The sequence below is a fragment of the Acidobacteriota bacterium genome (genome assembly GCA_016713675.1).
Classification (GTDB): domain Bacteria; phylum Acidobacteriota; class Blastocatellia; order Pyrinomonadales; family Pyrinomonadaceae; genus OLB17.
The window spans coordinates 1,144,765-1,164,875 of record JADJOS010000001.1 but is presented as its reverse complement, the minus strand read 5'-3'; the positions used below and the strand labels follow the sequence as shown (position 1 = coordinate 1,164,875).

At 52.2% G+C, this 20,111-nt stretch carries 21 protein-coding genes and 1 tRNA gene; 13 read left to right on the top strand and 9 right to left on the bottom strand.

The window, feature by feature from the left end; translation table 11 throughout:
• Positions 1 to 69 precede the first annotated feature (69 nt).
• From IPK01_05280 to ttcA, 3 genes are all read right to left on the bottom strand, one after another.
• On the bottom strand, positions 70 to 468 hold the full coding sequence (locus IPK01_05280; protein MBK7932906.1) for a hypothetical protein: 399 nt from the start codon (positions 466 to 468) through the stop codon (positions 70 to 72).
• A 174-nt stretch (positions 469 to 642) separates the two neighbouring features.
• The gene (locus IPK01_05275) at positions 643 to 1,152 is read right to left on the bottom strand and encodes a transposase (protein ID MBK7932905.1); all 510 of its coding nucleotides are present in this window, start codon (positions 1,150 to 1,152) and stop codon (positions 643 to 645) included.
• Between the two features lie 536 nt (positions 1,153 to 1,688).
• Positions 1,689 to 2,597 carry a tRNA 2-thiocytidine(32) synthetase TtcA gene (gene ttcA / locus IPK01_05270; GenBank protein ID MBK7932904.1) on the bottom strand — a complete coding sequence of 303 codons (909 nt, stop codon included), beginning with the start codon at positions 2,595 to 2,597 and terminating at the stop codon, positions 1,689 to 1,691.
• A 233-nt stretch (positions 2,598 to 2,830) separates the two neighbouring features.
• Here ttcA and IPK01_05265 point away from each other — a divergent pair, with 233 nt between their 5' ends.
• Positions 2,831 to 3,472 carry a polymer-forming cytoskeletal protein gene (locus IPK01_05265; protein MBK7932903.1) on the top strand — a complete coding sequence of 214 codons (642 nt, stop codon included), beginning with the start codon at positions 2,831 to 2,833 and terminating at the stop codon, positions 3,470 to 3,472.
• 128 nt (positions 3,473 to 3,600) lie between these two features.
• Positions 3,601 to 4,032 carry a large conductance mechanosensitive channel protein MscL gene (gene mscL, locus IPK01_05260; GenBank protein ID MBK7932902.1) on the top strand — a complete coding sequence of 144 codons (432 nt, stop codon included), beginning with the start codon at positions 3,601 to 3,603 and terminating at the stop codon, positions 4,030 to 4,032.
• A 25-nt stretch (positions 4,033 to 4,057) separates the two neighbouring features.
• Here the strand turns inward: mscL and IPK01_05255 are convergent, their stop codons facing one another.
• From IPK01_05255 to IPK01_05245, 3 genes are read right to left on the bottom strand one after another with little or no spacing between them, the layout of a single operon-like run.
• The gene (locus tag IPK01_05255) at positions 4,058 to 4,246 is read right to left on the bottom strand and encodes a hypothetical protein (GenBank protein ID MBK7932901.1); all 189 of its coding nucleotides are present in this window, start codon (positions 4,244 to 4,246) and stop codon (positions 4,058 to 4,060) included.
• 11 nt (positions 4,247 to 4,257) lie between these two features.
• On the bottom strand, positions 4,258 to 5,376 hold the full coding sequence (mnmA, locus tag IPK01_05250) for a tRNA 2-thiouridine(34) synthase MnmA (GenBank protein MBK7932900.1): 1,119 nt from the start codon (positions 5,374 to 5,376) through the stop codon (positions 4,258 to 4,260).
• Between the two features lie 51 nt (positions 5,377 to 5,427).
• Complete coding sequence (locus IPK01_05245; protein MBK7932899.1) at positions 5,428 to 6,552, bottom strand: SGNH/GDSL hydrolase family protein; 1,125 nt, start codon at positions 6,550 to 6,552, stop codon at positions 5,428 to 5,430.
• Positions 6,553 to 6,805: 253 nt separating this feature from the next.
• Between IPK01_05245 and IPK01_05240 the strand changes: the two genes are divergently transcribed.
• The 8 genes from IPK01_05240 (at position 6,806) to IPK01_05205 (ending at position 14,563) form a co-directional block, all read left to right on the top strand.
• Positions 6,806 to 8,230, top strand: a complete 1,425-nt coding sequence (locus IPK01_05240; GenBank protein ID MBK7932898.1) for an MATE family efflux transporter — start codon at positions 6,806 to 6,808, stop codon at positions 8,228 to 8,230.
• 100 nt (positions 8,231 to 8,330) lie between these two features.
• Positions 8,331 to 9,023, top strand: coding sequence for a leucyl/phenylalanyl-tRNA--protein transferase (locus IPK01_05235; protein ID MBK7932897.1), 693 nt, complete (start codon positions 8,331 to 8,333; stop codon positions 9,021 to 9,023).
• A 7-nt stretch (positions 9,024 to 9,030) separates the two neighbouring features.
• Positions 9,031 to 9,510 carry a DinB family protein gene (locus IPK01_05230; protein MBK7932896.1) on the top strand — a complete coding sequence of 160 codons (480 nt, stop codon included), beginning with the start codon at positions 9,031 to 9,033 and terminating at the stop codon, positions 9,508 to 9,510.
• Complete coding sequence (locus tag IPK01_05225) at positions 9,510 to 9,728, top strand: YwbE family protein (GenBank protein MBK7932895.1); 219 nt, start codon at positions 9,510 to 9,512, stop codon at positions 9,726 to 9,728. Before IPK01_05230 ends, IPK01_05225 begins: the two co-directional genes overlap by 1 nt.
• A 25-nt stretch (positions 9,729 to 9,753) precedes the next feature.
• Complete coding sequence (locus tag IPK01_05220; GenBank protein ID MBK7932894.1) at positions 9,754 to 10,935, top strand: serine hydrolase; 1,182 nt, start codon at positions 9,754 to 9,756, stop codon at positions 10,933 to 10,935.
• Between the two features lie 107 nt (positions 10,936 to 11,042).
• Positions 11,043 to 12,785, top strand: coding sequence for a beta-lactamase family protein (locus tag IPK01_05215; GenBank protein MBK7932893.1), 1,743 nt, complete (start codon positions 11,043 to 11,045; stop codon positions 12,783 to 12,785).
• A 4-nt stretch (positions 12,786 to 12,789) separates the two neighbouring features.
• Positions 12,790 to 13,839, top strand: a complete 1,050-nt coding sequence (locus tag IPK01_05210; GenBank protein ID MBK7932892.1) for a saccharopine dehydrogenase NADP-binding domain-containing protein — start codon at positions 12,790 to 12,792, stop codon at positions 13,837 to 13,839.
• A 322-nt stretch (positions 13,840 to 14,161) separates the two neighbouring features.
• Positions 14,162 to 14,563 carry a hypothetical protein gene (locus IPK01_05205; GenBank protein ID MBK7932891.1) on the top strand — a complete coding sequence of 134 codons (402 nt, stop codon included), beginning with the start codon at positions 14,162 to 14,164 and terminating at the stop codon, positions 14,561 to 14,563.
• Here the strand turns inward: IPK01_05205 and IPK01_05200 are convergent.
• The 3 genes from IPK01_05200 to recF all read right to left on the bottom strand — a co-directional run bounded on the left by IPK01_05200 (position 14,560) and on the right by recF (position 18,697).
• Positions 14,560 to 14,931, bottom strand: a complete 372-nt coding sequence (locus IPK01_05200; GenBank protein ID MBK7932890.1) for a hypothetical protein — start codon at positions 14,929 to 14,931, stop codon at positions 14,560 to 14,562. The genes IPK01_05205 and IPK01_05200 overlap by 4 nt on opposite strands.
• Before the next feature lie 117 nt (positions 14,932 to 15,048).
• Positions 15,049 to 17,478, bottom strand: coding sequence for a DNA topoisomerase (ATP-hydrolyzing) subunit B (gene gyrB, locus IPK01_05195; GenBank protein ID MBK7932889.1), 2,430 nt, complete (start codon positions 17,476 to 17,478; stop codon positions 15,049 to 15,051).
• 118 nt (positions 17,479 to 17,596) lie between these two features.
• On the bottom strand, positions 17,597 to 18,697 hold the full coding sequence (recF, locus tag IPK01_05190) for a DNA replication and repair protein RecF (protein MBK7932888.1): 1,101 nt from the start codon (positions 18,695 to 18,697) through the stop codon (positions 17,597 to 17,599).
• 127 nt (positions 18,698 to 18,824) lie between these two features.
• On the opposite strand from recF, the gene IPK01_05185 reads away from it, so the two are divergent.
• The 3 genes from IPK01_05185 (at position 18,825) to IPK01_05175 (ending at position 20,054) form a co-directional block, all read left to right on the top strand.
• Entirely contained in the window at positions 18,825 to 19,343 is a 519-nt protein-coding gene (locus IPK01_05185; GenBank protein ID MBK7932887.1) for a TlpA family protein disulfide reductase, read from the top strand.
• 38 nt (positions 19,344 to 19,381) lie between these two features.
• Complete coding sequence (locus IPK01_05180; protein ID MBK7932886.1) at positions 19,382 to 19,912, top strand: TlpA family protein disulfide reductase; 531 nt, start codon at positions 19,382 to 19,384, stop codon at positions 19,910 to 19,912.
• A 56-nt stretch (positions 19,913 to 19,968) separates the two neighbouring features.
• Positions 19,969 to 20,054: transfer RNA gene (locus tag IPK01_05175), tRNA-Ser, on the top strand.
• Positions 20,055 to 20,111 lie beyond the last annotated feature (57 nt).

Below are 20,111 nucleotides of genomic sequence, written 5' to 3'. Positions count from 1 at the left end.
CATCTCATGCCTGCCGCCTACTATTCCCTATTCGTTATTCCCCATTCGTTATTCGTTATTCCCTATTCGTTATTCGCTTTTTCGCTTTTTCGCTCTCGGCGAAACCTTCGCCGTCCGCAGATCGAGGATCAGCCAGCCTTCGTCGTTGATGTCGGCGTCGTAAAATCTGACCGTCATCGGCAGGTCGATCTTTTCCTCGACCATCAACCGGTGGCCGCAGACCTTTTTCGCTCCGCACCTGTTGCTCACCTTTGCCGGATAAGCGTCCTTTATCGCCGCCGCCGCCGGCTTCAGCCCGATCCGCTTATTCGCCCTGTCAAAAAACAACAAAAACGCCTTCGGTGCCCCCATCCGCTCATACGTCACCCGGCTCATCACAATATCCCCGTTCCGGTTCATCGTCACATAGATCCCCGCATACTGCGGCATCACATCCCCACGCTTTATCTGCACCCAATCCGCTCTCATAAAAACAGTCGTTCCTCCTTATAAAATAAGTGTATCACAGTTACTGCTATGTTGCAAGTATAAAACATACGCCACACGCGAAACGATATGTTTTGTCAGAACCGCGAGCGATAGCGACCGGGTTCAACTCGACGAACATTCAATGCGAGCAGAAACAGTCAACTTAATAATTCACTAGTCAAAATCCGGCAGATCAAACCCCTGCCCGTTTACCACATAATCGACCGCATTCGCGATGCTCCGCTCGTTCCACAGCTTCCGCTTACTTCCTTTATCAGCCCACGGACTGTGCTCATTTGGCCAACAGCCGTCTGATTTCATCTGCTTTGTCGAATTAGCCTTCAGCGCGATCAAAACCTGGTCTACATTCTTACCGCCGATCCCGATCACCACATGAACGTGATTCGTCCGCACATTTATCGCTAACAAACGCCACCCGCGATTCTCACACAATTCCCTGATGGCCTTCTCTACCGCCCGCCGCATCTTTGCATCCAGCAACACCGGAGGATGCTCCAAAAGCTCCTGATTGTACTCTTTCCAATTATCTATTTGCGGTATTCGCGGAGTTCCATAAACGTTCCGGTGTCTGTCCACCGACCCACGCTCATCCCCATGCAGCCACGTCCCATAACACCGAAACGTAAACAAAACCGCCAACGGGATCTCCGTATCATTCCACATAGCTAAAAATCACATAGCGAGCATAAGCTCGTATGTCAGTACCGCGAGCGATAGCGACCGGGTCCAATGTTATCGGTCATCAACTTAATCAACCCCACCCAACACGACTACACCAAACGCAACCAATATACAATCCTATCGAAGAGCAATCAACTTTTACGTCAGTGGTTGGCTCGGTGTGCGTGGGTATGCGAGTTGGACCCGGTCGCTATCGCTCGCGGTTCTGACAAGAAGCGATCGCTTTTCGCTCCCGATGCTGACACTTTCAGGACATTATCAACGCCGCAGTTAACGGAAATGACAATGGGGTGCGAGGGAAATTATGAATGGCGGTATCATGGGCGGCGGAGAGCGGGGAAATACGATCGTCGCAGGGTGTTCTACGGTTGTCGCCGGGGTGCTTTTCGATTGTCGCAGGGCGATCTACGATTGTCGCAAGAGGTGTTTCGGACTGTTGCAGAACCTGTACGCGTTGCAGGATCTTAACCGCGAAAAAGCACGAAAATGCACTAAATAAAGGTGAAGGACAGGACCGGCTACTGTATACCGGCAACCACGGCCTCGGCCACACTTCTGAATTCCAAATTCTGAGTGTCGTACGCTGATTCGCTGTGATCGAAGATCTCGTCGAGCTCTTTCTGGACCGAGCCGTGGCCGGCGGGGATCGATTTCAGCATCGGTTCGAAATTTTCGAAGTCGTACAGCTTGTTGTCCAAGAGGTGCGAGCCGGTGACGTGAGTCAGGGCCGTCATCATCGAGCTGCGGATAAAGGGCGTCTCTTTTTCGAGCTCGGTGAGCAGGCGTTTGACTCGCGCACGTTTTAGATTGGGCTGCGAACCACACAGATTGCAAGGGATGATCGGGAACTGCTGCTCTGCGCTATACGCGGCGATCTCGGCCTCCTGGCAATACGCGAGCGGCCGTATGATCGTGTTGCGGCCGTCATCACTGCGCAAGATCGGCGGCATCGCTTTGAGCTGGCCGACGTAAAAGAGGTTCATCAGGAACGTTGCGATGATGTCGTCCGCGTGGTGCCCGAGCGCGATCTTTGTACAGCCTTCTTCGACCGCGACGTTGTACAAAATGCCGCGTCTGAGCCGCGAACACAGCGAACAATACGTCTGCCCCTCGGGAATGTGCGCCGTCACGATCGAGTAGGTGTCTTCCTCGACGATGCGGTATTTTACGCCGACGCTTTCGAGATATTCCGGCAGCACATGCTCAGGGAAATCAGGCTGTTTCTGGTCGAGATTGACCGCCAATATCTCAAATTTCACAGGAGCACGACGCTGCACGTCCATCAGCAGATCGAGCATTGTGTAGCTGTCCTTGCCGCCCGACAGACAGACCATCACTTTGTCGCCATCGGCGATCATCGAAAAATCTTCGACGGCACGGCCCATTTTTTTGAGCAGCTTGCCTTTTAGTTTGGTCTCACTTCGCATGGCGTGTACGGGCACCCTCCGAAAACTATTAAGTCTGCCACTTTACGCCCATTTTGACAACCTAAAAATAGCGCTAGACACACATCCGCTATCTCATCTATTATGATAGCGACGGGAATATTCGATACTAAGCAGCTAGGAAACGGTTGTGGTGCCGCACGGTTTTCAGCGGACGGCGCGACGGGAATTTTCGCCAATATCAATAGTGAGGTGCAGATACGATTATGATCAGAATGGGAAGAAGCTCCAGAACCGAACCAGAAACAACCGATTACAAAACACCACAACCAACAGCAACCGCCTATAACTACGCAGCCGAAACCCCAACTGCATCAACACGCGCCATCTCGGAGAGCGATTCGATGGCACGCGACATCAAAGAAGGCAGACTGAGCGGTTTCGTCGGCCACGGCACAACACTCACCGGAGAGACTGAATTTCAGGCAATGCTCAGAGTTGACGGGCACCTTATTGGCACGGTCACCTCCGACTCCGGAACTCTCATAATTGGTACAAATGGACAAGTTGACGCAAATATAGTGGTCGCCGCCGCCATGATCAACGGTACCGTGAATGGTGATATCATCGCCTCCGAGAAACTGCAGCTTGGCCGAACGGCCCGAGTTATGGGTAATATTCAGAGCCCAAGACTGATCGTCGAAGAAGGCGCAATACTCGAGGGCAGCTGCAGCATGTTAAAAGCACGCGAAACCCACGAAGAAGAGGTTGCGGCAGCCCAATACGTCGAACCTGAACCGACTCCGTACGAAGCTTCTGTCTCGACTGAAGTTGAGGAAGAGGGTGTTGCAGCAAAATTGCTTGATTTTGTCGACGACGATTCTGCAGATGAAGCGGCCGATACGGCAACCGCATAATATCAGCGTTATGTTCAGATCTATCTCGGCGAGCGTTTGCTCGCCGTTTTTGTTTGTATCCGTTCCCTAAAGAGCTTATATTATTAGCGTTTAGCCGGCGAAATGAATTAAATAAGGAGAACTGCAAAGTGTTTAACGAATTCAAGGCCTTCATTGCTCGCGGAAATGTACTTGACCTCGCCATCGGTGTGATCATCGGCGCGTCGTTCGGAAAGATAATTTCAACCTTCACGGAAGGGATAATTATGCCGTTTGTTGGGTTGATAACCGGCGGGACTGACTTCAAAACTAAGTTTTGGGATATAAAAGGCGTTATACCTGCTGGTTTGACAGGTGAAGAATTGCAAAAAGCAGTAGACGCCGCCGTTAAGAGCGGGGCTCCACTGGTTCGATATGGCCAATTAATAAGCGACGTTATCACGTTTCTTATTGTTGGATTCGTAATGTTCCTGATCGCTAAAGCCGCGATGGGGTATTTTACACGTCTTGCTGCCGCGACGCCGCCGCCGCCGCAAGAAGCCCTGCTGACCGAAATACGTGATATTCTGAAGACAAAATAGGAGTTTTCGAACTGTGTCGTAGTTCTTAGCCCTTTTTCTTTTCTGGCCGAAGCTTGATCGCGGTTGCGGTTCGCGGCGTAACCTGAGCAGCACGAAATTCTTGTCCCGGCGAAGAGTCTTGTGCCGCCTTTGTTGCGGCGAGCAGTTTCGAATCGTTTAGTATTTTCTGAGCCGCCTTTGCGGTTTTGCTCAATCTCTTTTTATCCTTTGGCATAATTTTATTCCTTAGATCTTAACGATCCATCCACCCCCAACGACTTCTTCCTGTGTTTCTAAATCGTAAAAGATCGTCGCCTGTCCCGGAGTGATGGCACGCTGCGGTGTGTCGAAAACGACTCGAGCGCGGTTGTCCGGCATCGCGTATAGAGTCGCCGGAGCGGGGTCATGACGATACCGAACCTTCACGACCGCGCGAACAGGCCCAGCCGGCTCATCAAACGCGACCCAATTGACGCCCTTGGCAGTGAATTCGCGCGTGTCCAACTCGAAGTCTTCACCAACAATGATCCGGTTTTTTACCCGTTCGATCTGTAAAACGTATAGCGGCTTTTCGTTCGCAATTCCAAGGCCTCGTCGCTGGCCGATCGTATAACGATGAATGCCGGCGTGCTTACCGACGGTCTTACCGGCCATGTTCACAATGTCGCCTCCCGACGGCATATCACCTGGGCGGCCTTCGTGTTCGAGATACCGGTCGATAAATTCGCTGTACTTACCATCCGGCACGAAACAGATCTCTTGCGACTCTTTCTTTTCAGCCGTGTATAAGCTAGCTTCTCGGGCGATATCGCGAACTTCTTCTTTTTGCATTTCGCCAAGCGGAAAGTAAGCTCGCGATAGTTGATCCTGCGTTAGTTCCCATAAAAAGTAACTTTGATCTTTCCAATGGTTTCGGCCGCGAAACAGACGGTATCGGTTGGCGATATCATCATATTCAACACGAGCGAAATGACCCGTCGCGACCTTGTCACAGCCCAGGCTGACGGCCATTTTATCCAATGAAGCAAACTTCAATCTTGAGTTGCACGCAACGCATGGTATCGGGGTTTCGCCGTCGAGATAGCTCTGGACGAACGGCTCGACCACTGACGTCTCGAACTCCTTTTCGAGATTGAGAACATAGAATGGAAAACCCAATCCTTCGGCAACACGCCGTGCATCATACACATCGTCAAGCGAGCAGCAGCGTGACGGCAAAGGGTCTCCGTTCTCATCGACACTGATGCCCCGCCGCTGATTCCAGAGCTGCATCGTAAAGCCGACGAGGTCGTGTCCTTGCTCCTTTAATAGTGCTGCTGCCGCCGAACTATCGACGCCGCCGCTCATTGCTACTGCTATCTTCATCGCTACACCAAACTTTGAGTATAGCGATTGGAATCGGTCTTTGGAAACACTTTACTTGATCGGATCATTAAGGGCCGATGAAAGCTTCGCTTTGATCGACTCAAAATACGATCGCGAGCCTGCGGGATTCGGATGCCCGACGGCCGCTACGGTGCAGCGTTTGAGGGCATATTTGATCCCGGTTTTGATTTCTAAATCCTCAAATGCGGTCCTGCAATCAGACTTGCGGGTAGAAAATTGAGGGTCCTCGACACTTCCGTTTTTGTGCATTCGAAATAGAAGCGTATTCGGTGCATCAAACGCATTTTCATCATTGAAATTTGGAGATATGAAAATTGCTTGTGTGCGGCCGACCTTTGCGTTGTGTTGATCTACTGCTTTCAATAACTGCCTATCGGATTCGCCCTTCCAGATCTTTGACCTAATCATCGCTCGCTTGAAGAGTTTCCCGAAGACTAGGGGCCGCATAACGGGATTGTTAACAAAACCTTGCAACCAGTTTGGAAAATTTAATATTTCGAGCCACGCGTTGAACACCGCACTTCGCGAGGATCTGGGTGAGATCATCGAGTAATAACCAATTAACACAATGCGGGCATCGGGGTTAAATTTTGAGATATGTTCAAGCAGTTCGCAAACGCGCCTTTGGCACACCTCTTCGATAACAGGTCGTAATTTTTGCGGATCTTCGAACGGATTAAGCACACCCTCTACTGAAATATCGGTTATACCGGCAGAAAGCATCACCAGATCGGAACCGTGTTCACGTCCCTGCCGTTTGTATTCATCAGCCGCGGTTTCAACCTGTTTCCAGATACTTGGCATGGAAACATTAACCTCGCCTTTGTAAAAGTAGTTCTCATCTCGGCCCGCCGCTCGGTACTTCGCCGCCTCATTGGAATCAAAGCGGATCGTCGCCCCGGAATGAGCTTTGACGGTTAGGTTTACTTGCCGAGGTTGGCCGAAGGCCCCATTCCTTATCCAATCCGCAGTTAGAGCGTAGAACTTGTCCTTTTCCTCAAGCCCTTGGCCCCAAATAAGTGAGTCACCTATTACCAACATCTCAAACGGCCCTTCAACGGGACCGAATGCAGCTAACGAATTGCGTCCGACTATCGCTACAAGCGATGCTGCCGTAAGTTGCTTCAAGAAATCACGACGGGTTGAGTTTCGCATATTCGACAATGACGCGATATGGCGCACATGAATTATAGCGAAATTATGAAAATGACCGTGTGATGTAGCTCACATTTTCACGAGCTCCTCTTTTCCTAGTGAATTCATTGTGATATATTCAAAAAACTATGAAGCCCCTTGTCCGCTAGGTAACCTGCAGAATTAGTGATCGCTATTACGTCTCGAGCGTATGCGGTCTCGTGCTGTTGTTCGACACCGCTCGCGTGTCTCAGATTTCGAAATAGAAGAAAGTATGTCTTTAGATGTTCAGGCTCCGTCGTTGGAGCCGGTGGATAATTCGTTTTGGGCTGTCTTGCGCGAGGCTGTCCGTGGTACGGATCGCGACTTTACGCAGGGGCCGATCGGACTCGCCATTTTCCTGCTCGCGGTGCCGATGATACTCGAAATGAGTATGGAGAGCCTCTTTGCCGTGGTCGACATATTCTTTGTTGCCAAATTGGGGGCCGATGCTGTCGCTATTGTCGGCCTGACCGAGTCGGTCATGGCGCTGATCTACGCCGTCGCATTCGGATTTGCGATCGGAGCGACCGCGACGGTCGCACGCCGGACCGGCGAAGGTGACGCGGAAGGAGCCGCAAAGTCGGCCGCTCACGTTATCTATTGCGGCGTGATCGTATCGCTCTTGATAAGCGCGATCGGCATTATCTTTGCGCCTCAGATCCTTACACTGTTGGGAGCGAAACCGCATATTCTTGAAGAAGGCTCGCGTTTCATGCGGATCATGGTCGGTGGAAATGCCGTCGTGCTTTTCATCTTTCTATTGAATGCGATCTTTCGCGGGGCCGGCGATGCGGCAATCGCAATGCGCGTGCTGATACTGGCCAATGGCCTCAACATGATACTCGCTCCGTGTTTCATTTTTGGGGTTTGGTTCTTTCCCGAAATGGGAGTGACCGGTGCCGCGGTCGGGACGACGATAGGGCGCGGCGTCGGGGTCGCGTATGCCGCGTGGTGTTTGTTCAGGTTTGGCGGACGAATACACGTAGATCGCGAAAGTTGGCGATTCGATCCTAAACTATTGTGGAAGCTCACAAAACTATCATCGACCGGGGTCTTCCAGTTGCTGGTCGCGACCGCAAGTTGGACAGCTTTGATGCCGATCATGGCAGGGTTTGGAGAAGTTGCGATCGCCGGTTACGTGATCGCTTTGCGTGTCGTTATGTTTGCTTTGTTGCCAGCCTTGGGGTTGAGCAATGCGGCGGCGACGATGGTCGGGCAGAATTTGGGAGCCGGCAAACCTGAGCGCTCCGAGGCGGCGGTTTGGAAGGCCGGTTGGTTCAATGCTGTCTTCTATTTTGGGATCGGCGTGGTGTTTTGGTTGTTTTCGAATCAGATCATCGGTATTTTCACGCAGGAATCTGAGGTCCTAAAGTACGGAACATCAGCACTGCATATCATCGCTTACGGCTTTGCTTTCTATGGACTGGGGATGGTGCTCGAAACCGCATTCAACGGCGCCGGTGACACATGGACGCCGACGTATCTCAATCTCCTTGTATTCTGGGTCATTGAGATCCCTTTGGCGTATTTGTTGGCGTACAAATTCGAAATGGGCCCGGATGGTGTGTTTTGGGCGATCACCATTGCATTTTCGCTGCTTGCCGTTGCAAGTGCCGTATTGTTCCGCCGCGGAAAGTGGAAGCTCAAAGTTGTTTAGAAAAATGGGGAACAGGGATGAAGAGGATAGATCGGATATTTTCGATTTTCGTAGTTTCCAATATCCTCCCCATTTTATTCATTCCTGTTAATATTCTCCTATGAACCTGATCGACTTCCCGGATCCGCGGACGTTTCGATATGCCGAATGGGTTCGGGTCGGGAACTATCTTTATCCGGCGGATGGCGTTGTTTATTACGGCGGAGAATTATCGGTCGAAAATCTGCGAAACGCATATCGGGCTGGCATTTTTCCGTGGTATACGGAAGGCATTCCGCTGCCGTGGCATTGTCCTGACGAGCGTGCGATCCTCGAATTTGCAGATCTCAAGATCCCGCGAAGCCTCGAGAAGATCAGGCGAAAGGGCGAACTGACGTTTACGATCGACAAGGATTTTCGCTCGGTGATTCGAGAGTGTTCGCTTGCCCGTCGTCCTGGCCAGAGCGGCACGTGGATAACGGACGAGTTCGAGCAAGGCTTCAATGAACTCCATCACGCCGGCGACGCGCACTGCGTCGAGGCTTGGGATAAGGAGGGCAATCTCGTTGGAGGCCTGTACGGAGTCGATTCGGGTGGTATTTTCTGCGGCGAATCGATGTTCTACAAGCGGCCGAACGCCTCGAAACTTGCCGTTCTTTTCCTCATAGATCACCTGCGTTCTCGCGGCGCGACGTGGCTCGATTCGCAGGTGATGACGCCGCATTTTGAGGCTTTGGGCGCGAAAGAGATTGACCGAGGCGAGTTTTTGGATAAACTCAAGGAAACGCAGGATCTGAAACTGTCCGTCTTTTGAGGCAAATATGAACGATCAAACTGAGCTTCGCAAACACCTGCTCGAATTGCTCGCCGGCAAATCGGCACACATTGCGATCGAGGCTGCACTTCGTGGTTTTCCGATCAATCTGATCAACGAACGGTGCGAGAATTCGCCGCACACGGCATGGGAACTGCTCGAGCACATCCGCATCGCCCAAACCGACATCCTCGAATTCAGCCGAAACAGCAAGCATGTCTCGCCCGATTTTCCTGATGGTTACTGGAACAAGGACATCGGCGGAACGATCGATTGGCAGATGTCGACCGACCGGATATTTGAAGATCTGCAGGCGATGCGCGATCTGGTGGCGGACGAGTCGAGGGATCTTTTTGCTCCGATACCTCACGGCGACGGGCAAACCCTGTTGCGTGAGGTTTTGGTGCTAGCCGACCATAATTCGTACCACCTTGGCCAGTTGATGCTGATCCGGCGAACACTCGAACGCAGCCCTGCAGTAAACTGATGCCGCACCGGACACGCAAAAACATAACACCCGGAACAAAGGTCGCGATCGTCCTCAAACAGGACCAGCGAACCGGCAAACAGACCGTCGGAACGGTCAAAGATCTGCTGACAAATTCGCCGAGTCATCCGCACGGGATCAAGGTTCGGCTCACGGATGGGCAGGTTGGGCGTGTTCAATCAATAATTCATGTCGAAAATCGTTCGTCCAACCGTTGATCCCTCTGATAACATTCTGTCCATTATGAAAACAGACACTTCCTCGGTGTGGAAATTTGTCTTCCTGATTGTCGTACTTTTGTCGACTCAGATATTTGCGCAGGCGCAGCCATCATCTCCTCGATACAAATACGCTCCACCCAGAAGCCTAAACGATGGCATACGTACAGGAACGCTGAAGTCGGCACGGCTCGACGAGGCTCGAATGTCCGCCGGGATGAATGAGATCCTGAAAGAAACTTATGGAAATATCCATAGCGTGTTGGTCATTCGCAGCGGGAAGCTTGTTTTCGAAGAATATTTCACAGGACCTGATCAAAATAACCATCAGGGCGAGATAGGTGTTGTCGTTCACAACGGCGAGACGCTCCACGATATTCGGAGCGTGACAAAAAGCGTCGTCGCATTAGCGGTGCTCATCGCACATTCCCAAGGCAAGATCAAGGATCTCGACCAGCCCATCTTCGACTTCTTTCCCGAATACGCGAGCTATGCCGAGGGCGAAAAGAAGAACATAACGATACGCCATGCTCTCACAATGACTCCCGGTCTCGAGTGGAATGAAGGCTTCGCGTATTCGAACCCTGCAAACACCGCTTTTCAGATGAATAACGCACCGAATACGATCGAGTTCGTGCTGAGCAGAAAGCTCGTCAATAAACCGGGAGCCACGTTTGAATACAATGGCGGAACTACACAGTTGCTTGCCGCGATCCTCAAAAAAGCGACCGGATCGGACATCGAGAATTTCACTGCAAAACACCTTCTCACGCCGTTGGGAATAACAAAATATGAATGGGCACCGCTACAGGGCCAGCCCGACGCCGATTCGGGCCTCCGGCTCCGTTCCCGTGACATGGCAAAGATCGGATCGCTTGTGATGAATTCCGGAAAATGGAAAGGTAAGCAGATAATTCCCGCCAAATTGATAGACGATGCAACCAGGCCGTCGATCAAGGTCTCGGAGGAAGCGGACGGTTGGAAGACGCATTACGGCTATCAGATCTGGCTGCAGAGTTTTCCGGATGCCGGCAAGGAATACTCCGTGATCGAGCTCACCGGCAATGGTGGGCAAAAGATCATGATCGATAAGAAAAACGACTTAATAGTCGTCGTTACGGCCGGGACCTATGACAGCAAGGGTCTGAAGAAGTATTCATTTGATATCCTTCTTGATATTGCCTATCCGTCAATAAAGGATAGGTGAGGCATTTTAAAAAATAGGAAATCAAGTTTCCTCATATATGGGTAGTTTTGTGGCTCAATAGTGCAATTGACGGCTGGGTCGTATTAAAAACGATAGATTAGGAATATATGAAATTCCCAAAATTGAGATACAGACCGTATCTTGTTCTGTTCAGTATTTTTGCGTTTGCAGTTTTTGCACACGGCCAGAGCGAGCTTGAAGCAAAATGCGACAGCGTGTTCGCGTCGATGAATAACACTCACTCATCGGGCGTTGCGGTTACGGTTATCCAGAATGGAAAAGTGCTTGCGAAGAAGTCATACGGCCTGGCGAGCATCGAGCATCAGGTGCCGTTTACGCACCAGAGCGTTGTTCGGATCAACTATTCCGAGGGACGCGAGTTTATTTCGATAGCCGCCGTTTTGATGGAACAGGACGGAAAGCTCAGCCTTGACGATAAGGTTCGAAAATATTTTCCTGATCTTCCGGCATGGTCGAGCAACGTCACCGTTTGGGACCTTTTGAATCACCGCAGTGGTTTCGTTGACGAGTGGGCAACTGTTCTGCTGACGCAGGCCAACATGGCTAACCGGTTCGACAAATCGCAGTTCCTCAGATTGCTCTACACGCAGCCACGGCCTGAGATCGAGCCTGGCAAAGGCTATATGTACAGCAATTCCGACTTTGGATTGCTCCGTTTGATCCTCGAAAAAGCTTCGGGCGAAAAGCTATCCGCCTGGATGAAAAAGCGGATGTTCGACCCGTTGAAAATGAATTCGACACGGCAGTACGATGATCAGTTAGCGGTGATCCGAAACTTCGCCCGCGCATATTCAGACAATGGCGACGGCAAGGCCAAGTTGAAATATAACGACAAGACATCGCCCGCCTCAAACTATTTTATCGCCACCTCTGCCGACGATCTTGCCCTCTGGGCCGCCGCTCACGCAGACGAAACGAACGATATCGCCAAAGCGACCGCGAAGCTTCTAAAAAATGTAAGATTGATGCCCAACAACAAGGACCATTACATTTTCGGCCAGACGGTCGAGAAAGTCGCAGGTCAGACGCGAATATTTCACAGGGGCGTAAATGAGGACCTATATCTTACGAGAGTTCCGGAGTTGGGCCTTGTGTTAATTACGATAGGCAACCGCCAACCCGGGTTCGAGGTAGAAAATAAGGCCCTTTTGAATTACATTCTCAAAACCCCTGAAACTACCGGGCCGAGGCCTAATTTTCTCACCAAACCGATCGCAGTGACAAAAGAAGAACTTACCCGCTACGAGGGTCGATACCTCTTCCAAGATCAGGCAACCTGGCAAAGCTATGTTCCAATGCGTAGGACGAATGACTTTTTTGTCTCCGAAGGTGTCCTGAAAATAAGGTTCTCAGGAGACACCATTTATTCGCTTACGCCGGTCGGAAAGGGCGTCTTCTACGCCTATGAAGAAGGCTTTGGCACGCAGGTGACCTTTAGCCAGACTGTACCCGGTTCACCGCTCGAAGCACGTCTCGATTTTGATGATGGATTTCCGTCGATCAGGATGAAAAAGGAGCCTAATATCTGGGCTCCGACCAAGGCAGAGCTTTCTTCCTTCACGGGCACATATTACAGCAAGCACCTGAATTTTTACTGGACCATCGTTTTGAATCCGGACGGGAAGCTGATCGTTAGGCGGCCGACGATTGCGGATATGGAATTGATACCCGACCTCAAAAACGAGTTCCGGTTGACGATGGAGGATCGGGTTAATCACGGCTTTGATGTGTGGGTCAGGTTTGATCGGGATGCAAAAGGTAAAATTGCGCACATAACGGCTCATTATCCCCGACTGATGGACCACAGATTTGATCTGGTTTCGAAATAACAATATGGCAAATACATTTTTGATCTACGGGGCGAATGGCTACACGGGCGAGTTGATCACGCGGTTTGCGGCGAAGCGTGGGCTCAGGCCGATACTCGCGGGGCGGAATGAGGCTAAGATCTCGGAGCTGGCCGGCAAATACGGATTTGAGTATCGCGTGTTCTCGCTTGATGAGACGGCAAAGCTCGATGCGGCTTTGCAAGAGGTCGATATGGTTCTGCATTGTGCGGGGCCGTTTTCGATCACGAGTATGCCGATGGTCAAGGCCTGTCTGCGCAACCGCAAGCATTACACCGACATCACCGGCGAGATCAGCGTTTTTGAGACGTGTGCGGCGATGGACGCTAAGGCTCAGGAGGCCGGTGTGATGGTGATGCCGGGCGTCGGGTTTGATGTGGTGCCGAGCGATTCGCTGGCACGGCATCTGAAAGACTGTTTGCCGACGGCGACACATCTTTCGCTCGCGTTTTATGGCATGGGACGCATTTCGCACGGTACGCAGGCGACGATGACTATGAACGTCGGCAAGGGCGGTGCCATCCGCAAGGACGGCAAGATCACGCCCGTTCCTGCCGCGTGGAAGATGCGTGAGATCGATTTTGGCGAGGTCACAAAGACCGGCGTGACTATCCCGTGGGGCGATGTTTCGACGGCGTTTTACTCGACCGGCATTCCCAATATCGAGGTCTTTACCATCGTGCCGCCGTCCAATCTCAAGATGATGAAGATGAGCCGATATCTCGGATGGCTGCTAGCGACAGGCCCGGTCCAGAGCTATCTGCAAAGCAAGATCCCCGCCGGCGGGCCGTCCGACGCCGAACGCGAAAAAGGTCGAACGCTGCTCTGGGGCGAGGCCACCGACGCCAACGGTAACAAGGTCGAATCACGCCTCCAAGGTCCCGAGGGATATACCGTTACGGCCATCGCCGCTCTGAACATTGCGGAGAAGATCCTGGCCGGAAACTTCACACCTGGCTATCAAACGCCTGCAAAAGCATACGGCGCCGACCTGATACTCGAGATCGCAGGCACATCGCGTCAGGACGTGACCTGAGCGTTTGGCTCATGGCTCCTTCCTGCGACAATCAGAAATGGGCTGGCGACAATCCCGAAAGGGCCCTGCGACAATAAAAGTGGCCGCGAGCGACAATAAAAAGCCGCCCAGCGACAATTTGGTTTGATCAATTTGTAAGATTTTTGGCGGACTTGGCGGTGGTCGGGGAACTCGGCGGTTTATCCGGTCTAACTGCGCGAGCGGTTTGTTTTGACCTCTCATAACGCACCGATCGGATGCCTACTTTCCCGAAATATTTCATACTTGCAACTAAGTTGTGTGCATGCTATGATGATCAACGAAATTTTGGAGGAATGATCAAATGGAAAGAGATTGGATAGTTTTTGACGAGCCGCCGCGAATTCGTAAGGACCGCATTTATATGATGCTTAATATGCGCTGCGAACTGATGATAAATCGAATTGCCTTCGAGGCTCTGGGGCAGCCCGAGTCCGTTTTTCTGAGCTACAGCGAGAAAACCGACGCCATCGCGATAGAAAAGGCCGATGCGAGGCTCAACAATGCGTTTCCGCTCCGGCTCAAAAACTCAAGCGGAAACTACAGCGTCCACATCAAACCAATGTGCGACCGCCACGAAATAAAATACGATAGCAGCGTCCGCTTTCTCGATCTCGCCATCGAGGGCGATAAACTGGTAGCGAACCTGCTAAAGACAAGCCAGATCCCAAAACGAAAACGTCACCAGGCTGTCCGCAAGAGCTAGTCGGAAGCCGGTACTTTGAACCAACAGGCAATGAAGAATAGGCCGAGGACCGCGTCGAGCATTCCGGCGGCGAACATTTCTGTGTCGATACGACCGCTGGCGAAGAGGATCGCGGCGGGAATGGCGAAGCTGAATTTTTCGACGATCGACGGCAGGATCAGCAGACGGTACTTTTTCGGATCGCGGCTGATCACCAGAAAGACGAGCTGAAAGGCAACGGCGACGCCGATGAAGCCGTAGAAGAATTCGGGATGCGTGATCGCCGGCGGTGTGTCGATTCCGATCTTGTTCTCAAGGAAGTATTGCGGCAAGAGTGCGAGCAAGCCGTAAATGCCGGCGACGAGAAATGTGTATTTTGCGAATTTCATATTGCCTCTATTTGTTAAGGCGTAAAATATCAGGTTTTGGTGTCGGCGCAAAGCAAAACGCGGAGAGGGACATTTCTGTCCTACTCCGCGTCTTCGCGTCTCTGCGGTAGATCTCGCCTAGACGTCCAGATTCTTGACGTCGAGGGCGTTGTCTTCGATGAATTTGCGTCGGGGTTCGACTTGGTCGCCCATGAGGACGGTGAAGATGCCGTCGGTCTCGATGGCGTCTTCGATACGGACCTGGAGCATGGTACGTTTTTCGGGATCCATGGTGGTTTCCCAGAGCTGTTCGGGGTTCATCTCGCCGAGGCCTTTATAACGCTGGATGGTGAGGTCTTTTTTGGCCATCGCCATTACTTTTTCGAGGAGCTCTTCGCGGCTGTCGACCGTCTCGCTCTTGCCGTTCTCGCCGACGACGAAGGGTGCTGGGAAATCGATCTCGAGCGACCTCTTGAGCTCGACCGCCTTTTGAAATTCGACGTAGCTCGCCATGTTCCAATCGACGTGGCGGAAGGTGCCGTTTGGATATGCGATCTCGATCCGCCAGAGGCCGTGTTCCTCGTCCTGGTTGAGGTCGGTGCTGTATTCGGCACGAAGCTTGGCTTCGATCTCGGACATCATTTCCTGATCGCCGAAGACCTTTCTGAGGCGGACCGAATTTTTGACAAGCACGCCGTCCTTGCCCGCAAATGCCTCGAGGATCATCTCGACGAGCTTCGGATCGTTATTGAGGCGGCGGGCGATACGTTCGGAGTAATTCTTGAGCTGTTTGGTCTGGTCGAGCACCTTCGACAGCTCGCGGCCGGTAATATCCTTGGTCGCCGAGCTGATCTGGATGTCGGCGGTCGCCATCCGCATCAGATAGCTGAACATCGCCGGTTCGTCCTTGATGTACTCCTCTTTTTTGCCGCGTTTTACCTTGTAGAGCGGCGGCTGGGCGATGTAAACATAGCCGTTTTCGAGCAGCTCGGGCATCTGTCGGTAAAAGAACGTCAGCAAGAGCGTGCGAATGTGGCTGCCGTCGACGTCAGCGTCGGTCATCAGGCAGATCTTGTGATAGCGGAGCTTGGCAACGTCAAAATCATCCTTGCCGATGCCGGTTCCCAGAGCCGTGATCAACGCTTTGATCTCGCCGTGGCCGAGCATTTTGTCGAATCGGGCCTTTTCGACGTTGAGGATCTTACCCTTGAGCGGCAGGACGGCCTGGTTCTTACGGTCTCGGCCCTGCTTGGCCGAGCCTCCGGCGGAGTCTCCCTCAACGATGTAGATCTCCGACAAAGCCGGGTCCTTTTCCTGACAATCGGCCAATTTACCGGGCAATGTCGATGTGCCGAGAGCACTCTTTCGTACAATTTCTCTCGCCTTTCTGGCAGCGTCGCGGGCACGGGCGGCATCGACCGCTTTGCCGACGATCTTTTTGGCGACGGCCGGATTCTGCTCAAAAAAGTCACCGAGCTTCTCATTGAGGAAAGATTCGACCGGGCCTTTGACGGGCGAATTGAGCTTGCCTTTCGTCTGACCCTCGAACTGCGGCTGCGGGATCTTGACCGAGATGACCGCGACGAGGCCTTCGCGAACATCGTCGCCGGTCAGCGTGACCTTGGCATTTTTGGTAAGGCCCGAGGTTTCGGCGTAATTATTGATCGTCCGCGTGATCGCACCGCGAAAACCCGAGAGGTGCGTGCCGCCGTCGACCGTGTTGATATTGTTGGCGAATGAGAAGATCTTTTCGTCGTAGCTGTCGTTGTACTGCATCGACACTTCGATCGAGAGATCGTCGGCGATCAGCTCAAAATAGAGCGGTTCGTCGTGCAACGGAGCCTTGTTGCGGTTGAGATGTTTTACAAATTCGGCGATGCCGCCTTTGTAATAGAACTCGTGCGATTTTTCAGGCTCTTCGCGTTCGTCCTTGATAAAGATGCGGATGCCTTTGTTGAGGAATGCCTTTTCACGCAGGCGTTCCGACAGCTTTTCAAAGCTGTATGTGGTCGTCTCGAAAATGCTCGAATCGGGGCGGAACGTGATCTTGGTGCCGCGTTTGTTGGTCGTTCCTGTTTTGACGAGCGGTGCGACCGGTATGCCGGCCTCGAATTCCATCTCGTGCGTCACTCCGTCACGCCAGATCTCGAGCCGCAGATATTCGCTCAGGAAGTTGACGCAGCTGACGCCGACGCCGTGCAGGCCGCCGGACACTTTATACGAATTCGAGTCGAACTTACCGCCGGCGTGGAGGATCGTCATGACGACCTCGGCCGCCGAGCGTCCCTCTTGCTTGTGCATATCGGTCGGGATGCCGCGGCCGTTGTCGACAACGGTGATGGAGTTATCCATGTGGATGACGACCTCGATCGTGTCGCAGTAGCCCGCGAGAGCCTCGTCAACCGAATTATCGACAACCTCGTAAACCAGATGGTGAAGACCGATCTCGCTCGTCGAACCAATGTACATCGCCGGCCGCTTACGCACCGCGTCGCGTCCCTCAAGAACTGTGATCTGATCTGCGCCGTATTCCTGTTTTGCTTTAGCCAATTTTGAAAACCTCTGTATAAAAAACTCTTATGATCTCGGTTCGTGTCGGCCGTGAAAAGCGGACACAATACAAAAGAAAATTATAGCATTTTTTAGTGCTTTCGAACAGGGCGGAAAGCCAATAAACATCTTGTTTTTAGAGTGATTTAGCGGTTCCGTCCGAGACTCGAAATACGGCCGCGTTCGCGCCGAATTTTTCGATGAAACTTTCTTTTGAAGTGGTGACGAATGTCTGGGTTTTGCCTTCGAGATATTCGAGGAGCTGGGCGATGCGGTTGTAGTCGAGTTCGGCGTCGATGTCGTCGAGGAGAAAGAGCGGATATTCACCTCGGGTAGCATGATAGACGGCGATATTGGCTAGCTGGAGCAGTAACAGGGCGGAACGCTGTTGGCCGGCGGAACCGTACTTTCTCAGATCGTGGCCGTCGAAGTGGATCTCGAGATCGTCGCGATGGGTGCCGATCAGTGCGTGGCCGGAGACGATCTCGGCGTGGACACGGAGGGCGAGGCGCTCGGTGATGAGGGCTTCGTAATCGGCGAGGTCGCCTTTGCCCTCGAGCGACGAGACGTAACGGATAGAGAGTTCTTCGCGGCCGAAGAGTTGTTTTTCGAGCACGCCATTCAAACGCTCGACAAAGCGAACGCGGGCACGGTGTATTCGTGAAGCGAGTGTCGCTAGCTGTTCGTTCCACGGGGCGAGCAGTTCGGCGGTTTTCTCAGTTGTGAATTCTTCGTCTCGAGCACGCTGGAGCAGGGCATTCTTTTGTTTGATGACGCGGCTGTAATCGGTAAATGTCTGGATGAACGGCGGATGGAGCGGGACGATGCCGGCGTCGAGAAAACGACGGCGAGCGTCCGGTTGTCCGCGGACTATCTCGAGCTCGTCGGCGTTAAAAACGACGGCGTGAAGCTGGCCGAGATACCGCTGTACGGTCTCTTTTTTATCGTTGACGGTCAGAGCTTTGGTATTGCCTTGGATCGAGACCTGCAGCTTTCGGGTGATCTCAGGCGATTCTTCGACCATTGCACTGACGATCGCGAGCTGTTCGCCAAAACGGACAGCTTCTTGCAATTTTGTCGTGCGAAACGAACGCGTTGATGCGACAAGCGCAATTGCCTCGAGCCAGTTGGTCTTGCCCTGGCCGTTTTCGCCGACGAGGATGTTGAGCCCGGCGGCGCACGATATCTTTCCCTGTAGATTTCGAAATCCGCTCGCCTCGAGCGACAAAAGGAGCATTTTGCGATTTTAACACGTCTGAACCTCTGGTGAATTCGGTCGCGGATTTTCCGAAAAGCTGCAGGCATTACCAGTTTGTTATAGGTATAGTGTTAAATCTGATTTAACGCATTCCCGCCGAAAAGATATGCGACTATTTTTGATCCTCATCATCATCTCGCTTTCCGCCTTTGCCGCACTATCGCAGACGAGCCTCAAGCCCGGTTCGCCCGCTCCCGTGTTTACTTCGCAGTCGATCGACGGGAACTTTTTCGATCTCGAATCAAAACGCGGTTCTATTGTCGTCCTGACATTTTGGTCAACGACCTGTCAGATCTGCCGTGAAGAGATACCGAGACTGAACCAATTTACCTCGCGTTACGTTGATAAAGACGTCATATTCATCGCCCTTACGATGGAAAACGAAGATCGCGTGGCACCTTTCCTGCGAAAGAACCCGTTCAATTTCACGATCATGCCAAACAGTCTGGGTGCGCTTCTGCAATACGCCGACCGCGACCGCGGCGGAAATCTCGACATGGGCTTTCCTTCGTTTTTCGTCATCGACCAAGACGGTAAACTCGACTACCGTTCGAGCGGCTATGGCGGATCCGCAGCTCTCGGCCAGGCGATCGATCGGTTGATATTAGGAAAGCGTACGGAATAATTCTTGACATCGCCGCGTTTTCAGTCTAAAACGTGGGTATGCAAAAAATCCTGTTCCTGATCGTGCTTGCGCTTTTTGTCGGCTCAGTTTCGGCTCAAAAGAATACGGTTCAAGGCGAACCGATCGATTTCACCGCGACCGATATGTACGGCAAGAAGGTGTCGACCGCGGATCTGCGCGGTAAGGTCGTGGTTTTGAATCTCTGGTTCATTAACTGCCCCAATTGCCTGAGTGAGATCAAGGCGCTGAATCAGATCGTCGAAGAATACAAGAACGTTAAGGACGTTGTGTTCCTCGCCCCCGCCGCCAGCCCGAAGCGCGAACTCGAAGCTTTTCTTAAGAAATATCCGTTCAATTATCAGGTATTGCCTGATTCGATAATGATGATCATTATGAAATTTGGGACGCCGAGTAAAAGCGGCGAGCTCAATGTGCCGTTCCCGATGCATTACGTGCTTGACCGCAACGGAAATACGATCGTCAAAGTGCAGGGCACAAAAGGTGTGGCAGCGGTGCGGTCTGAGCTGGCAAGGCAGTTCCCGGCTGTTGCTGCTACGACAAAGCCTTAAAAAGATTTGTCAGTCCAGCCTCGAGTAGAGTATATTTTCTATTCGCCTCTTTTTGCGGAGAGGTAGCCTAATTGGTAAGGCAGTAGTCTTGAAAACTACCGCGCGTAAGCGCTTGCAGGTTCGAGTCCTGTCCTCTCCGCCATCTTATCTGCTTTCCAATCTCATTTCTCAAATTTGAAATCGCAGATCGAACGCGATA

Excerpts from the sequence above, each read along its gene's own strand:
- IPK01_05280 (MBK7932906.1), bottom strand. The coding sequence starts at position 468 with ATGAGAGCGGATTGGGTGCAGATAAAGCGTGGGGATGTGATGCCGCAG.
- IPK01_05275 (MBK7932905.1), bottom strand. The coding sequence starts at position 1,152 with ATGTGGAATGATACGGAGATCCCGTTGGCGGTTTTGTTTACGTTTCGG.
- ttcA (MBK7932904.1), bottom strand. The coding sequence starts at position 2,597 with ATGCGAAGTGAGACCAAACTAAAAGGCAAGCTGCTCAAAAAAATGGGC.
- IPK01_05265 (MBK7932903.1), top strand. The coding sequence starts at position 2,831 with ATGGGAAGAAGCTCCAGAACCGAACCAGAAACAACCGATTACAAAACA.
- IPK01_05255 (MBK7932901.1), bottom strand. The coding sequence starts at position 4,246 with ATGCCAAAGGATAAAAAGAGATTGAGCAAAACCGCAAAGGCGGCTCAG.
- mnmA (MBK7932900.1), bottom strand. The coding sequence starts at position 5,376 with ATGAAGATAGCAGTAGCAATGAGCGGCGGCGTCGATAGTTCGGCGGCA.
- IPK01_05245 (MBK7932899.1), bottom strand. The coding sequence starts at position 6,552 with ATGCGAAACTCAACCCGTCGTGATTTCTTGAAGCAACTTACGGCAGCA.
- IPK01_05240 (MBK7932898.1), top strand. The coding sequence starts at position 6,806 with ATGTCTTTAGATGTTCAGGCTCCGTCGTTGGAGCCGGTGGATAATTCG.
- IPK01_05235 (MBK7932897.1), top strand. The coding sequence starts at position 8,331 with ATGAACCTGATCGACTTCCCGGATCCGCGGACGTTTCGATATGCCGAA.
- IPK01_05230 (MBK7932896.1), top strand. The coding sequence starts at position 9,031 with ATGAACGATCAAACTGAGCTTCGCAAACACCTGCTCGAATTGCTCGCC.
- IPK01_05225 (MBK7932895.1), top strand. The coding sequence starts at position 9,510 with ATGCCGCACCGGACACGCAAAAACATAACACCCGGAACAAAGGTCGCG.
- IPK01_05220 (MBK7932894.1), top strand. The coding sequence starts at position 9,754 with ATGAAAACAGACACTTCCTCGGTGTGGAAATTTGTCTTCCTGATTGTC.
- IPK01_05215 (MBK7932893.1), top strand. The coding sequence starts at position 11,043 with ATGAAATTCCCAAAATTGAGATACAGACCGTATCTTGTTCTGTTCAGT.
- IPK01_05210 (MBK7932892.1), top strand. The coding sequence starts at position 12,790 with ATGGCAAATACATTTTTGATCTACGGGGCGAATGGCTACACGGGCGAG.
- IPK01_05205 (MBK7932891.1), top strand. The coding sequence starts at position 14,162 with ATGGAAAGAGATTGGATAGTTTTTGACGAGCCGCCGCGAATTCGTAAG.
- IPK01_05200 (MBK7932890.1), bottom strand. The coding sequence starts at position 14,931 with ATGAAATTCGCAAAATACACATTTCTCGTCGCCGGCATTTACGGCTTG.
- recF (MBK7932888.1), bottom strand. The coding sequence starts at position 18,697 with ATGCTCCTTTTGTCGCTCGAGGCGAGCGGATTTCGAAATCTACAGGGA.
- IPK01_05185 (MBK7932887.1), top strand. The coding sequence starts at position 18,825 with ATGCGACTATTTTTGATCCTCATCATCATCTCGCTTTCCGCCTTTGCC.
- IPK01_05180 (MBK7932886.1), top strand. The coding sequence starts at position 19,382 with ATGCAAAAAATCCTGTTCCTGATCGTGCTTGCGCTTTTTGTCGGCTCA.